The sequence below is a fragment of the Streptomyces sp. NPDC091271 genome, assembly GCF_044757505.1.
GTDB lineage: Bacteria > Actinomycetota > Actinomycetes > Streptomycetales > Streptomycetaceae > Streptomyces.
This window is the reverse complement of sequence record NZ_JBIVVD010000008.1, coordinates 15240-30022: the sequence shown is the minus strand read 5'-3', so window position 1 is coordinate 30022 and position 14783 is coordinate 15240. Positions and strand designations below refer to the sequence as shown.

The 14783-nt window shown below is 71.1% G+C and carries 11 protein-coding genes; 2 read left to right on the top strand and 9 right to left on the bottom strand.

What is annotated here, in order from left to right; genetic code table 11:
• Positions 1-44: 44 nt before the first annotated feature.
• From ACIQM3_RS29925 to ACIQM3_RS29885, 9 genes are all read right to left on the bottom strand, one after another.
• Positions 45-1202: a pseudouridine synthase gene (locus ACIQM3_RS29925; protein WP_401629869.1), complete on the bottom strand. Its 1158-nt coding sequence runs from the start codon at positions 1200-1202 to the stop codon at positions 45-47.
• Positions 1202-1852 carry an SMC-Scp complex subunit ScpB gene (gene scpB / locus ACIQM3_RS29920; protein WP_401629867.1) on the bottom strand — a complete coding sequence of 217 codons (651 nt, stop codon included), beginning with the start codon at positions 1850-1852 and terminating at the stop codon, positions 1202-1204. Before scpB ends, ACIQM3_RS29925 begins: the two co-directional genes overlap by 1 nt.
• A complete protein-coding gene (locus ACIQM3_RS29915; RefSeq protein ID WP_401629864.1) occupies positions 1849-2916 on the bottom strand; it encodes a segregation and condensation protein A in 1068 nt (355 codons plus the stop codon). Before ACIQM3_RS29915 ends, scpB begins: the two co-directional genes overlap by 4 nt.
• A 101-nt stretch (positions 2917-3017) precedes the next feature.
• Positions 3018-3626 (bottom strand): hypothetical protein, encoded by a 609-nt coding sequence (locus ACIQM3_RS29910; RefSeq protein ID WP_393757875.1) that lies wholly within the window; start codon positions 3624-3626, stop codon positions 3018-3020.
• Complete coding sequence (locus ACIQM3_RS29905) at positions 3611-4729, bottom strand: ParA family protein (RefSeq protein ID WP_401629861.1); 1119 nt, start codon at positions 4727-4729, stop codon at positions 3611-3613. The genes ACIQM3_RS29910 and ACIQM3_RS29905 overlap by 16 nt, the downstream gene beginning before the upstream one ends.
• Positions 4730-5087: 358 nt before the next feature.
• Entirely contained in the window at positions 5088-6203 is a 1116-nt protein-coding gene (ald, locus tag ACIQM3_RS29900; protein ID WP_401630599.1) for an alanine dehydrogenase, read from the bottom strand.
• Between the two features lie 143 nt (positions 6204-6346).
• Entirely contained in the window at positions 6347-8419 is a 2073-nt protein-coding gene (locus tag ACIQM3_RS29895) for a tetratricopeptide repeat protein (RefSeq protein ID WP_401629859.1), read from the bottom strand.
• Positions 8420-8617: 198 nt separating this feature from the next.
• Positions 8618-9244: an NUDIX domain-containing protein gene (locus ACIQM3_RS29890; protein WP_401629856.1), complete on the bottom strand. Its 627-nt coding sequence runs from the start codon at positions 9242-9244 to the stop codon at positions 8618-8620.
• Between the two features lie 76 nt (positions 9245-9320).
• On the bottom strand, positions 9321-10991 hold the full coding sequence (locus ACIQM3_RS29885) for a CTP synthase (RefSeq protein ID WP_401629854.1): 1671 nt from the start codon (positions 10989-10991) through the stop codon (positions 9321-9323).
• Between the two features lie 437 nt (positions 10992-11428).
• Between ACIQM3_RS29885 and ACIQM3_RS29880 the strand changes: the two genes are divergently transcribed.
• Complete coding sequence (locus ACIQM3_RS29880) at positions 11429-13231, top strand: glycoside hydrolase family 15 protein (RefSeq protein WP_401630597.1); 1803 nt, start codon at positions 11429-11431, stop codon at positions 13229-13231.
• Between the two features lie 95 nt (positions 13232-13326).
• A complete protein-coding gene (locus ACIQM3_RS29875; RefSeq protein WP_401629851.1) occupies positions 13327-14724 on the top strand; it encodes an FAD-binding oxidoreductase in 1398 nt (465 codons plus the stop codon).
• Positions 14725-14783: the final 59 nt, after the last annotated feature.

Here is a 14783-nt window from a genome sequence, read left to right as displayed (position 1 = left end):
AGTGAACGAGGAACCGGCCGCGGGCCGTTCGGTGCGGGGCGCGGTTACAGACCGACCTCGCGCATCAGCATGCCGACTTCGGTGTTGGTCAGACGGCGCAGCCAGCCCGACTTCTGGTCGCCCAGCGGGATCGGCCCGAAGGACGTGCGCACGAGGCGCTCGACCGGGAAGCCGGCCTCGGCCAGCATCCGGCGGACGATGTGCTTGCGGCCCTCGTGGAGCGTGACCTCGACCAGGTAGTTCTTGCCGGTGTTCTCGACGACCCGGAAGTGGTCGGCGCGGGCGTAGCCGTCCTCCAGCTGGATGCCGTCCTTGAGCCGCTTGCCGAGGTCGCGCGGGAGCGGTCCCTGGATAGCGGCCAGGTAGGTCTTCTTCACGCCGTACCTGGGGTGCGTCAGGCGGTGGGCCAGCTCGCCGTGGTTGGTGAGCAGGATGATGCCCTCGGTCTCGGTGTCGAGCCGTCCCACGTGGAACAGCCGCGTCTCGCGGTTGTTCACGTAGTCCCCGAGGTTCTGGCGGCCGTCCGGGTCGCCCATGGTGGAGACGACGCCGGCGGGCTTGTTCAGCGCGAAGAAGAGGTACGACTGGGTCGCGACGGTCAGGCCGTCGACCTTGATCTCGTCGTGCTGCGGGTCGACACGCTTGCCCTGCTCCAGGACGATCTCGCCGTTGACCTCGACACGGGCCTGCTCGATCAGCTCCTCGCACGCCCGGCGCGAGCCCATGCCGGCCCTGGCGAGGATCTTCTGCAGACGCTCACCCTCCTGCTCGGCTCCGGGGTGCGTCTTCGGCGTCCTGATCTCGGGCTTCTCCGCGTAACGGTCGCGGTTGCGCTGCTCGATCTTGGCGTCCAGCTCGCGGGGGCGGGCGGGCGCGCCCTGGCGCCGGCCGCCCTTGCTCACGTTCTGCGCGGGCTTCGGTCCGCCCTTGGCACCGCCGCGGGCAGCGGCGCCGCGGCCCTTGCGGGGGCCGCCGTCGCCGCCCGGCTTGTCGGAGCCCACGTCGTAGCGGCGCTCCTCGGGGCGGGGCCGGCGGGGGCGCTGCTCCTGCTTGTCCTCACGCCCGGAGCCGGAGACCCGGGGGTTCGGGTTGCTGTTCCTGCCGGTGCCGGTGTTGTTCCTGGCGCTCCGGCCGCCGCCACCACTCCGGCCGCCGCTGTTGCCGCCGCTGCCGCTTCCGCTGTTCCTGCCACTGCTTCGCATCAAAAATCCGTCTTGTCGTGTGCGTGAGTATCCGGGGTGTCCGGTGCGTCCGGATCGAACGACGGCACACCCTCTAGCGTCTCAGCCTCGATCGCGTCCGCCTCCGGGAGGAAGGGCGCGAGCTCCGGGAGCTCGTCCAGGCCTCGCAGGCCCATGCGCTCCAGAAAGTAGTTCGTCGTCCTGTACAGGATCGCACCTGTTTCGGGTTCCGCGCCCGCCTCCCCGACGAGACCCCTCTGGAGCAGGGTCCGCATGACGCCGTCGCAGTTCACTCCGCGTACCGCCGAGACCCTCGACCGGCTGACCGGCTGACGGTACGCGACCACCGCGAGCGTCTCCAGCGCGGCCTGGGTGAGCCGGGCGTGCTGGCCGTCCAGGACGAAGCCCTCGACCGCTTCCGCGTACTCCGGACGGGTGTAGAAGCGCCAGCCCCCGGCGACGAGCCTCAGGTCGAATCCGCGGCGCTGGACGGTGTACTCGTCGGCCAGCTCCCGCAGGGCGTCCGCGACGGCCCTGCGGGGCCGCTGGAGGACCTTGGCGAGGTGTTCCTCGGTGGCGGGCTCGTCGACGACCATGAGGACCGCCTCCAGCGCGGGCTTGAGGTCGAGCCCGGCAACCAGGGCTTCACGCCCCTCGTCGTCTGTGCTCATGCCTGTACGTCCTCCTGTGGCTCGCGCGCCTCTTGGTCGAACTCGTCCGTGACCACCGGTTCGGTCTCCTCGCCCCCGGCCCAGCGCACCAGGAGGTCACCGAGCGCCTCCTCCTGGTCGAGCGCGACGGCCTTCTCCCGGTAGAGCTCCAGGAGCGCCAGGAAGCGGGCGACGACCGTGAGGGTGTCCTCCGCGTCCTCGGTGAGCTCCCGGAAGCTGATCTCGCCCTCCGCACGCAGCCGCGCGACCACGATCTCCGCCTGCTCGCGCACGCTGACCAGCGGGGCGTGGATGTGGTCGACGTACACCTGCGGCTTGGGTCTGGGCTGCATCGCCTTCACCGCGAGCCGCGCGAACCCCTCCGGGCCGATGCTGATCACGACCTCGGGCAGCAGCTCCGCGTGCTGGGGTTCGAGCCCCACGGTGCGCGGGTAGTGGCGGGACTCGGACTCGAGCCGGTCGCTGAAGATCTCCGCGATCCTCTTGTACGCGCGGTACTGCAGCAGCCGCGCGAAGAGCAGGTCCCGTGCCTCCAGGAGGGCCAGGTCGGCCTCGTCCTCCACCTCGGCGGTGGGGAGCAGCCGGGCGGCCTTCAGGTCGAGCAGGGTCGCGGCGACGACGAGGAACTCGGTGGTCTGGTCGAGGTCCCAGTCCGTTCCCATGGCCCGGATGTGCGCCATGAACTCGTCGGTGACCTTCGACAGGGCGACCTCGGTCACATCGAGCTTGTGCTTGGAGATCAGCTGGAGGAGCAGATCGAAGGGGCCCTCGAAGTTGACCAGCCGCACGGTGAACCGCCGGTCGCCGACGGCCCCGCCGGCCGCCTCCCCGGAATCGCCCGCCGCGGGTACGACTTCGGCCGCCTCGGGCACGGCCGCCACCGGAACCGCCTCCGGAGGGCTCTCCACGGGCCCGTCAGCGGCCGGCGGGGCCGGCGGGGCCTGTACGGCCGCCACCGGCCCGGGAGGAGCCTCCGGGGCGGCTGGAGCCTCCGCGGGCCGTGTCCCCGGCCCGCGGCCGAGCGCACGGCGGGTCGGGCGGGGCGTGTCGTCGGCAGTCGGCATGTGCTGGGGTCCAGGGGTGCGGCGGGAGGCGGGCGGTGGGCCCCGGGGCGGGGCCGTCCGTACGGCGGCCCTCCCCCGGCAGGCTACCGGCGCCGCGCCGGTCAGCGGCCCCGCAGCCTCCGTACGAGGATGCTCGCGTCGCCGCGCGACTCCAGGTCGGCCAGCACCACCGCGACCGCTTCGCGGACGATGCGCCCGCGGTCCACGGCCAGTCCGTGTTCGCCGCGCAGCACGAGGCGCGCGTGCTCGAGGTCCATCAGTTCCTCGGCCGACACATAGACGGTGATCTTCTCGTCGTGACGCTCACGGCCACTGGGCCGCCGGTTGGCTCCCCGTCCGCCCCCGCGTCCGCGTTGCGGCTGGACGGTGGCGGACGTCCCGGTCTGTTCCTGACCGGGCGCGGTACGGGCCCGGGGCGGGGCGGCCTGGCCCCGGTCGTCCCCGTCGGCGCGGCTGCGGGAGCCGCCGCCGTCGGCGTCCGCCGCGGAGTGCTCCTCCCGGGAGGCCCCGGCGGGCGTGTCGCCGCTTCCCGGAGTACCGCCCTGGCCGGTGTCGGACGGCGCCGAATCGCTTCCTCCGGCCGGTGCGGGAACCCGCGCCTCGCCGTTCGCCTTGCGTCGCCGCTCGGCGGGGGACGAGCCCTGGAGACCCATGCCCCCGGTGGTACGGAACAGCTCGTCGGCCCCCGGCAGACTCACTCGGCGTGACACCGGGCGAGCACCTCCCTGGCGAGCTGGCGATAGGCGGCGGCACCGACCGAGTTCGACGCGTACGTGGTGATGGGCTCACCGGCGACCGTGGTCTCCGGGAAGCGCACCGTACGTCCGATGACGGTGTGGTAGACGTGGTCGTCGAAGGCCTCGACGACACGCGCGAGCACCTCACGGCTGTGCACCGTGCGGGAGTCGTACATCGTGGCCAGGATGCCGTCCAGCTCCAGCTCGGGATTGAGCCTCTCCTGGACCTTCTCGATGGTCTCGGTGAGCAGCGCCACACCGCGCAGCGCGAAGAACTCGCACTCGAGCGGGACTATCACCTTGTGAGCCGCCGTCAGGGCGTTCACGGTGAGCAGGCCGAGCGAGGGCTGGCAGTCGATCACGATGTAGTCGTAGTCGGCCATCAGCGGCTTGAGGGCGCGCTGCAGCGTCGACTCCCGGGCCACCTCGCTCACCAGCTGCACCTCGGCGGCGGAGAGGTCGATGTTGCTGGGGAGCAGGTCCATGTTGGGCACGGCCGTCTTCAGCAGCACGTCGTCGGCCACCATGCCCCGCTCCATGAGCAGGTTGTAGACGGTGAGGTCGAGCTCCATCGGGTTGACCCCGAGGCCGACGGACAGCGCTCCCTGCGGGTCGAAGTCGACGAGAAGGACACGGCGGCCGTACTCCGCGAGCGCGGCACCCAGATTGATGGTCGACGTGGTCTTGCCGACGCCGCCCTTCTGGTTGCACATCGCGATGATCTTCGCGGGGCCGTGGTCCGTCAGGGGACCTGGAATCGGGAAGTACGGCAACGGCCGGCCGGTCGGGCCGATTCGCTCGCGGCGCTGGCGGGCGGCGTCGGGCGCGAGGGTGGCCGCGTACTCCGGATCGGGCTCGTATTCGGCATCGGGGTCGTAGAAGTGCCCCTCGGGCACCTCGGCGAAGTCGGCGAAGTGGGAGGTCTCTCGGCCACTTTCGTTGCCGGCCATGGCGTTCACGTGTAGGCCGTCCATCATCTGGGGGGCTGTCGTCATGTGCTGGTGGGTGGCGAAGGTGCGGACAGCGACGGAGCCGACAGCTTCGAGCCCGATCGGGCTCAGACCCCGTGCAGGCATCCCTGGTTGACCACCCCCGGGAGTAATTGTCGACTCATTCACAAGTCGTCTTACCTCCTTGGATGTGACCAGGAAACTTATCGATAGGTCAGCGTGGCACCATGCCGACGATTGGCGACTCTATGGCGTGTCACCGGTTCGCAGCAACACAATCCGCCGGACCCGGCCCTATGTGTCGGCAATCGAACACCCCTCTGTCAAGAGCACGGAGCGCCCGGGGCGCACCTTTCGCGGGGGTGCAAAACGGGTAGAGGGTTACGTCTCAGGCGAGTTGATTTGGACCCTCTCATGCGTCCGGCCGGACCTTGCTGGGCAAGGTCCGGCCGGACGCATGAGGTTGACGGGGAGGGTTGACCGCTCAGCCGAGAAGCGCGCCCAGTTCGACGTGGTCGAGGCCGTGCGCCTCGGCCACCTCGCGGTAAACCACCTGGCCGTCATGGGTGTTGAGACCCCTGGCCAGTGCGGCGTCGCGGCGCAGGGCATCGGCCCAGCCCCGGTTCGCGAGCTCCAGGATGTAGGGAAGCGTGGCGTTCGTGAGTGCGTAGGTGGAGGTGTTCGGCACGGCGCCCGGCATGTTCGCGACGCAGTAGAAGACCGAGTTGTGGACCATGAAGGTCGGCTCGGCGTGCGTCGTCGGATGCGAGTCCTCGAAGCAGCCTCCCTGGTCGATCGCAATGTCGACAAGAACACTTCCGGGCTTCATCTTCGCGACGAGCTCGTTGGTGACCAGCTTCGGCGCCTTCGCGCCCGGAATCAGCACCGCGCCCACGACGAGGTCGGCCTCGACGACGGCCTTCTCGAGCTCGAGGGCGTTGGAGACGACCGTCCGCACCTTCGTGCCGAAGACCTTGTCCGCTTCGCGCAGCTTGTTGATGTCCCTGTCGAGCAGCGTGACGTGGAAGCCCAGCCCGACGGCGATCTGCGTGGCGTTCCAGCCGGAGACCCCGCCGCCGATGACGACGGCCCTGGCCGACCCCGTGCCGGGGACCCCGCCGGGGAGCACGCCGCGCCCGCCGACCGAGCGCATCAGGTGGTAGGCGCCGACCTGCGGGGCGAGGCGGCCGGCGACCTCGGACATCGGGGCGAGCAGCGGCAGCGCGCGGTTCGCGGTCTCGACGGTCTCGTACGCGATGGCGGTCGTGCCCGACTCCAGCAGGGCGTCCGTGCACGCGCGGGAGGCGGCGAGGTGCAGGTACGTGAAGAGCGTCTGGCCCTTGCGGAGGCGGTGGTACTCCTCGGCGACCGGCTCCTTCACCTTGAGCAGCAGGTCGGCGGCGGCCCAGACCTCGTCGGCGGTGGGCAGGATCTGCGCGCCGGCGGCGACGTACTCCTCGTCCGGGATGGAGGATCCCTCGCCGGCGTGCTGCTCGACGAGGACCTGGTGGCCGTGGCGTACGAGCTCATGCACTCCGGCAGGGGTGATCGCCACCCGGAACTCGTTGTTCTTGACTTCGCGGGGGATGCCGACCTTCACGTCGATCACGGTCCTTGACTCGGAGGCTGGCTGGGCATAGCGGGACATACCCACTTGAACCAAGCATAAAGGGGGACACCGCAGAGATCTGCGGCAGAGCCATCATTAATGAAGGACTTCCCGCTGTCCAGCCTTACAAAGCATTAAGTTTTGTTCGAAGTACTACGGATTTCGCAGGCAGAGGCCTCGTCACCAAGCAATCTGTCGGCCGCCGCCCGGTGCAGCCTGGCCGCCGCCGGGTCCCCGAGCCGGTCCAGGGTGTCCGCCAGCCTGAGCTCCAGCGCTGCCTGGAGACGCGCGTCTCCCGCCCTGCGTGCCAGGTCGACCGCCTCCCGGCAGGTGTGCAGCGACTCCTGGGGCCTGCCCGCGTACTCCTGCACCCGGGCGGCCTCGCTGAGCGCACGCGCCTGGGCCGGGAGGTCCCCGAGCCTGCGGTGGCCGGCCGCCGCGGCGCGCCAGTCGCGCAGCGCCTCGCCGTACCGCCCGGCGTACGTGTGGACCGCTCCGAGCCGGCCGTACAGCCGTGCCGCGTCGGCCGGCTCCGCCTGTGTGAGCCGCTGCGCGAGCGCCCGGCCGTACCAGTCGGAGGCCCGGTTGAAGTCCCCGAGCTCGGCGTACGCGCCGCCTGCGGATTCCATCGCCCTGCCGGTCGCGTAGAGGTCGTTCGCCGCGCGTCCGGCGTCCAGCGCCGCCCGGTAGCGGGCCAGCGCCTCACGCGTACGGCCGGTTCCGGCGTCCAGATCGGCGAGGTTGAGCAGGGCTGCCGCCTTCTCCCGGGGCAGGTCCCGGCGCTCCGCCACCTCGAGGACCAGCCCGTGCAGCCCGTAGAGCACGGGGGCGGCGTCCTCGGTGCCCCGGTGCACGGCGAGGGCGCGGACGAGGGCGGCCACCAGCCGGCGGGCGAGCGTGTCCAGATCGCCGTCACGCACCGCGGCACGGGCGGAGGCGAGCAGCGCCGGCTCGCGGATCCGCAGCCACTCGGCGGCGTTCTCCGGACTCGGGAAGCGCAGCGAACGCGGGAGTCCGGCGAGCCGGCGGCGGGCCGGGGAGTCCTCGGGGTCGGTGACCGCACGGCATGCCTGGAGCCGGCGCACGGTCCGTTCCAGCATCCTGGCCCGGGCGAGCTGGATCTCGGCCGGCCGCTCCCGCTCCTCCAGCACGGCGCGGACCAGCGGGGCGAGGCAGCCGGGCATCTCGTACTGCGGCTGCTCGGCGCCGTTCGACCCGAGCAGCCCGAACCTGACGAACTCGTCCAGAGTCGTCTGTGCGGCCGATACGGAGCACCCGGCCAGGGCGGAGGCGGTGTGGGCGTCGGCCAGCCCGGCGGGGGCTAGGGCGAGCAGCCGCAGTATCCGGGCGGCGGCCGGTGGCAGCGATTCATGCACCAGCCGGAAGGCCCGGGCCAGCGGGCGGCCGCCGGCGGGCTGTTCGGGTCCGTCCTGCTGGTCGCGCAGCTGCTTGGCGACGTCGGCGACCGAGGCGCCGGGCCGGGCCGCGAGCCAGCCGGCGACCAGGGTCAGGGCGGCGGGCTGTCCGCCGCACTCCTCCGCGAGTGTCTCGGCGGTCCGCGGGTCGACCGTGATGCGGACCTGGCCGATGGCGCGGGCGAGCAGCTGCACCGCGGAGCCGGCGTCCAGCCCGCCGATGGTGCAGGGGCGGACGTCGGGGATGCCGGTGAGGGGGCCGGTCGCTGTGGCGACGACCAGGCAGTCGGGGTTGTCCGGCAACAGCGGTTCGACCTGCTCTGCGTCGACGGCGTCGTCGAGCAGGAGCAGGGCGCGGCGCAGGGCGAAGGCCTCGCGGACCATCTCGGAGAGCTCGTCCTCGTCCGCTCCGGGCGGGGCGGTCACGGCGACCAGGTCCAGGAGTGTGCGTGCGGTCCGCTCCGTGGGGACGCGCTCACCCCCCGGTTCGGTGAGCGGGACCCGGAACACGCCGTCGGGGTAGTCACCGGGTTCCGCCAGCCGGCGGGCGAGTTCGGCGGCCAGTGCGGTGCGTCCGGATCCGGGCCTGCCGGCGATCAGGAGGACCCGTGCGCGGGCGGCTTTGCGGCCCGCCAGGGTGTCCAGGCCCGCGCGCTCGATGTCCTCCTGAAGGGCTTTCAACTCGCGTGCCCGGCCGAAGAACTGAGACGGAGTCACTTCCGGCGGCTCTCTGGTTCCCGCCGTCCCCGCCACTCCGGCCGGGCCGCTGGTGTCCACCGCCTGATCGGTCACGGGCCACGCTCCACTTCGCTGCACGCGGTTGCCCGCCGGAAGTCCGGTCGGGGCCTTTCGAGCGTAGTTCAGTGGTGCGGGCGATCACGGCCGAGCGCGGCGGACACGTCCCTCGATCGGATCAGCATTTCGTACGATCGGCCCATGATCGGCCCGGCATCGGTCCGCCCCTCGGAAGGGCGGACCGGCCGGACCGGGTCAGGCCTCGAACGGGCGGGCCGGCCAGGGCGCCTCTGCCGGGCGCAGCGAGTCCACACCGTCGCCCGCGAGCACCGCGGTGAGCGACAGGACTCCCACGACCAGGCAGTTGTTGTGCAGATCGCCGCCCAGCACACCCCGTACGAGCTCCTCGAGGGGCACCCGCGCCTGCTCCATGTCGGCCTCCTCCTCGGAGACCTCGAAGCGCTCGCCCTCGGCCTCGGAGAGGTCCCGGGCGAGGAAGATGCGCACGGCTTCGTCGCAGCCTCCCGGCGTGGTGTAGACGTCGGTCAGCACCCGCCAGTCCTCGGCCTTGACGTGCGCCTCCTCGTAGAGCTCGCGCTGCGCGGCGTGCAGCGGGTTCTCGCCGGGGATGTCGAGCAGCCCCGCCGGGATCTCCCACAGCTTGTGGCGCACCGGGTGCCGGTACTGCCGCAGGACGAGCACCCGGCCCTCCGCGTCGAGCGCGAGGACGGCCACCGAACCGGGGTGGACCTGGTAGTCGCGGCTGTGGACGCTCCCGTCGGGCATCACGACGTCGTCGGTACGGACGCTGGTCTTGTTACCGGTGAAGGGCGTCACCGTCGCGGTGACCTGCCATTCCTCGGGCGTGTCCTGGAACCCCATGTACGTCCTCCCACGAACAAACAGAAACCGGGGCACGCATCCAGTGAAGGATCCGTACCCCGGTCAACGGTATCGCCTACGCCTCGGCGCCGGTCCCCTGTGCCGCGACCTTGCGCTCCACGGCGGCCTTCACCAGGCCGGCGAAGAGCGGGTGGGGGCGGGTGGGGCGGGAGCGCAGCTCCGGGTGCGCCTGGGTGGCGACCAGGTAGGGGTGCGTCTCACGCGGGTACTCGACGTACTCGACGAGCTTGTTGTCCGGGGAGGTGCCGGAGAAGACCAGTCCGGCCTTCTTCTCCAGCTCCGCGCGGTAGCCGTTGTTGACCTCGTAGCGGTGGCGGTGGCGCTCCTCGACGTACGGCTCGTCGGCGTAGGCCTCGCGGACCAGGGAGCCCTCGGCGAGCTTCGCCGGGTACATGCCGAGCCGCATGGTGCCGCCCAGGTCCCCCGCGCCCTCGACGTACGCGAGCTGCTCCTCCATCGTCGAGATGACGGGGTGGGCCGTGGCCGCGTCGAACTCGGTGGAGTTCGCGTCGGTGATCCCGGCGAGGTTCCGCGCGGCCTCGATCACGATGCACTGCAGGCCGAGGCAGAGGCCGAGCAGCGGCACCTTGTTCTCGCGGGCGTACTGGATGGCGCCGACCTTGCCGATCACACCGCGCTCACCGAAGCCGCCGGGGATGCAGACGGCGTCCACGTCACCGAGCTGCTTCTGGGCGCCGGCCGGGGTCTTGCAGTCGTCGGAGGCGACCCACTTGACCTTGACGCGGGCCTTGTTCGCGAAGCCGCCGGCCCGGATGGCCTCGGTGACCGAGAGGTAGGCGTCGGGCAGGTCGATGTACTTGCCGACCAGGGCGACGGTGACCTCGTGGTCCGGGTTGTGGACACGGTCCAGCAGGTCGTCCCAGGTGGTCCAGTCGACGTCGCGGAACGGCAGGTCGAGCTTGCGGACGACGTAGGCGTCCAGGCCCTCGGTGTGCAGCACCTTGGGGATGTCGTAGATGGACCGGGCGTCCTTGCAGGCCACCACCGCGGTCTCGTCGACGTCGCACATCAGCGAGATCTTGCGCTTGATGGCGGTCGGGACGTCGCGGTCGGCGCGCAGCACGATGGCGTCCGGCTGGATACCGATGTTGCGCAGGGCGGCGACGGAGTGCTGGGTGGGCTTGGTCTTCAGCTCGCCGGACGGGCCGATGTAGGGCAGGAGCGAGATGTGCACGACGAAGACGTTGTCGCGGCCGACCTCGTGGCGGACCTGTCGGACCGTCTCCAGGAAGGGCAACGACTCGATGTCGCCGACCGTGCCGCCGACCTCGGTGATGACGACGTCCACGTCGTCGGTCGCCATGCGGCGGATGCGGTGCTTGATCTCGTTGGTGATGTGCGGGATGACCTGGACGGTGTCGCCGAGGTACTCGCCGCGCCGCTCCTTGGCGATCACGGTGTTGTAGACCTGGCCGGTCGTGACGTTGGCCGAACCGTCGAGGTCGACGTCGAGGAAGCGCTCGTAGTGGCCGATGTCCAGGTCGGTCTCGGCGCCGTCGTTGGTGACGAACACCTCACCGTGCTGGAAGGGGTTCATCGTGCCGGGGTCGACGTTGAGGTAGGGGTCGAGCTTCTGCATGGTGACCCGCAGGCCACGAGCCTTGAGCAGGGCACCCAGGCTGGAGGCAGTCAGACCCTTGCCGAGGGAGGAGGCGACACCCCCGGTGACGAAGATGTGCTTGGTCGTCGTGGATGTGGGCTGCATAGCCAAAGGGGGCTCCCGTGGTCGCGATCGTGAGGTGCGTGCCGGCATGCCGACGAAGATTTTCTTCGGGCGCCGTCGCTGCGGTTCGGGGGCCTCGTCCACTGTCGGGACGACCACCGGTCCACGGGCTACCAGGGTAACAGCGACGAGGGGAGGCTGCTTCCGGCCATGCCCCTCCGGTGTGGGCACAAGATCACCACGTCCGTTTCAGGTCCCACCCATTCGCCCGTGACAGGCGACGGACAACTGCTGGACAGTCGCGCGGAACCCCCAGGTGCGTCGTATCCTGCTCGGACACTCGCTGCCGAGTTGGCCGGCCCAGCGGCTCCACCCCAGCCCGCTCACCCGTGCAAGAGCTCGTCGGTTCTATTACAACGACCCCTTGACCAGCAGTAAGCGCCCTCCGGGGCGACATGGCCGTTCGACTGGAGACGCACGTGGCCGGGCGCATCGAGGATTACGCACTCATCGGAGACATGCAGACCGCAGCCCTGGTCTGCCGGGACGGCACAGCGGACTGGCTGTGCCTGCCCCGCTTCGACTCACACGCGATTTTCGCCGGACTTCTCGGTACCGAGGAGAACGGCTTCTGGCGGCTGGGACCCGCCCGTCCCGAGGGGGCGGAGCCGCCGGCGGCGGACCGCCGCCGCTATCGCGGGGACTCGCTCATCCTGGAATCGGAGTGGGACACCCCGCGCGGCACGGTCCGCGTGACCGATTTCATGCCGCCGCGTGACGGTGCGCCCCAGCTGATCCGCATCGTGGAGGGCGTGAGCGGCCGGGTGCCGATGCGCTCCGAGCTGCGGATGCGTTTCAGCTACGGACGGGTCACCCCCTGGGTGCACAAGGTCGACAGCCGTACGGTCGCCGTCGCGGGGCCCGACTCGGTGTGGCTGGACACGGAAGCGGAGACGTACGGCCAGAATCTGACGACGTACTCCGACTTCACCGTGGCCCCCGGCGACCGGATCGCGTTCACCATCAGTTGGCAGCCCTCGCACCACGAGCCGCCGAGCGTGCCGGAGCCGGAGGCCTCCCTGGAGGCGACGGAGAGCTTCTGGCGCGAGTGGGTCGAACAGTGCACCTACCACGGCCCCTACCGGGAGGCCGTCGTCCGCTCGCTGATCACGCTGAAGGCGCTCACCTACGCCCCGACCGGCGGCATCGTGGCCGCGCCGACCACCTCCCTGCCGGAGGACATCGGCGGCTCCCGGAACTGGGACTACCGCTACACCTGGCTGCGGGACGCGGCGATCACGCTCTCGTCCCTGCTGCGCACGGGGTACCGCGAGGAGGCCCGCGCCTGGCGCGAGTGGCTGCTGCGAGCCGTCGCGGGCGACCCGGAGAACCTGCAGATCATGTACGGCATCGCGGGTGAGCGTGAGCTCGGCGAGGCGGAGCTGGACTGGCTGCCCGGGTACGAGAACTCCGGACCGGTCCGGGTCGGCAACGGCGCGGCGAACCAGCTGCAGCTCGATGTGTACGGCGAGGTCACCGAGGCGCTGCACCTGGCGCACATGACGGGGCTGACCCGCAACGACTACGCCATGGGCCTCCAGCTCAAGCTGATCAGCTATCTGGAGAAGCACTGGGAAGAGCCGGACGAGGGCATCTGGGAGGTGCGCGGGCCGCGCCGGCACTTCGTGCACTCCAAGGTGATGGCCTGGGTCGCCGTCGACCGCACGATCAAGCTCATCGAGTCCGGGGACGCGGAGGGGCCGCTGGAGCGGTGGCTCCAGCTGCGCGACGACATCCACCGCGATGTCTGCGAGCGGGGCTACGACAAGGAACGCAACACCTTCACCCAGTCGTACGGCTCGCAGGAGCTGGACGCGTCCCTGCTGCTGATTCCGCAGATGGGCTTCCTGCCGCCCGACGACAAGCGCGTCATCGGCACGATCGAGGCGATCCAGCGGGAGCTGTCCACGGAGGACGGCTTCGTCCTGCGCTACCCCACCGAGGGGGACGACGCGGGCGTCGACGGCCTCGAGGGCGACGAGGGCGCGTTCCTGGCCTGCTCGTTCTGGCTGGCGGACGACCTGGCGATGATCGGCCGGGTCGACGAGGCCCGCCGGCTCTTCGAGAAGCTGCTGGCCCTCCGTAACGACCTTGGTCTGCTGGCCGAGGAGTGGGACTCCGGGCTCCAGCGCCAGGTGGGCAACTTCCCGCAGGCGTTCAGCCATGTGCCGCTGATCGACACGGCGCTGCGGCTGACGGCCAGCGGGGCGTACGTCGGCTGATCCTGAGGGTGTGACGGGGCCCGGTGGGACGGCCGACTTCCACGGCCGGACCTACGATGGAAGGGCCCTGTCACGCCTTGCGAAGGGGGCACGCCATGACGCCCCGCACCCCTGCGACGGACTCCGCTCCGGCCGGTCTCCGCTCCGGTTTCGCCGGCGGGATCCATGTCCCCGGCGATCCGGGCTACGACGAGGCACGGACCGTCTTCAACAGCATGATCGACCGCAGACCCGCGGTGGTGGCCCAGTGCGCCTCCGAGGCGGATGTCGCGCGGGCTCTCCGTTTCGCACGCGAGGAGGGCCTGGAGGTCGCCGTGCGCGGGGGCGGTCACAGCGTGGCGGGCATGGCTTTGAGCGAGGGCGGTCTGGTGATCGACCTGCGGCGGATGCGCGCGGTGGAGGTCGACCGGGACGCCCGCTCGGCCCGCGTCGGCGGCGGAGCCACCATGAGCGATCTGGACCGGGCCACCCAGCCGTACGCCCTGGCGACCACGGGCGGGCGGGTCTCCACCACAGGCGTCGGCGGCTTCACGCTGGGCGGCGGTTCGGGGTGGCTGGAGCGCGCCTTCGGGCTGGCCTGTGACAATCTGCTGGCCGCCGAGGTGGTCACGGCCGACGGCGGCTCCGTACACACGAGCGCGCAGGAGAACCCGGAGCTCTTCTGGGCGCTCCATGGCGGCGGCGGCAATTTCGGTGTGGTCACCTCCCTGACGCTGCGGCTCCACGACCTGCCGGCGATGAGCATGGCGCTGCTCCTGCTCCGCCCCGAGAACGGCCCGGAAGCGGTCCGTACGTACCGGGACGTGATGGAGTCCGCCCCGGACGCGGCGGGCGGTGCCTGTATCTACATCACCGGGCCGCCCGAGGAGTGGGTGCCCGAGGGCCTGGTGGGCCACCTCGTGTGCGCGGTCCTGGTCACCTACGCGGGTACGGAGGCGGAACTGCGCGAGGTCGCGGCACCCCTGCTGGCGCTGGAGCGCGAGGCCGGGGTGATCGACGCGGTCGACTACGCGGACCTGCAGTGCATGCTCGACGACCCGCCCGGCATGCGGAACTACTGGTCCGCGGAGTATCTGGACGGCCTTCCCGACGAGGCCACGGCCGCCTTCTGCGCCGGTGCCGCCACGATGCCCGTCCCCTCCGGTTCGCAGCATGTGCTGTTCCCGATGGGCGGCGCGGTCGCCCGGGGGCCCGCCGACTACCCGCTGCCCTGGCGCTCCTCCCCGTGGGCGGTGCATCCGTTCGGCGTCTGGGAGAGCGAGGCCGAGGACGAGCAGGGCAGGGAGTGGGTGCGCCGGGTGCGCGGGGCGGTCATGCCGTGGGCGAGCGGCGCGGTCTATCTCAACTTCATCGGGCGGGAGGGCCAGGAGCGGGTCGTCGCGGGCTTCGGGGAGCACGCCTACGAGCGGCTGTCCCGGGTCAAGGCACGCTACGACCCGGACAACGTGTTCCATCTGAACCACAACGTCAAGCCGGCCGTGGCCGCGGTGTGACGCGCCCGGCGAGGGGCGGGTAACTTCCTGACCGGGGGCGTTCGCGCCCCACGTGGACG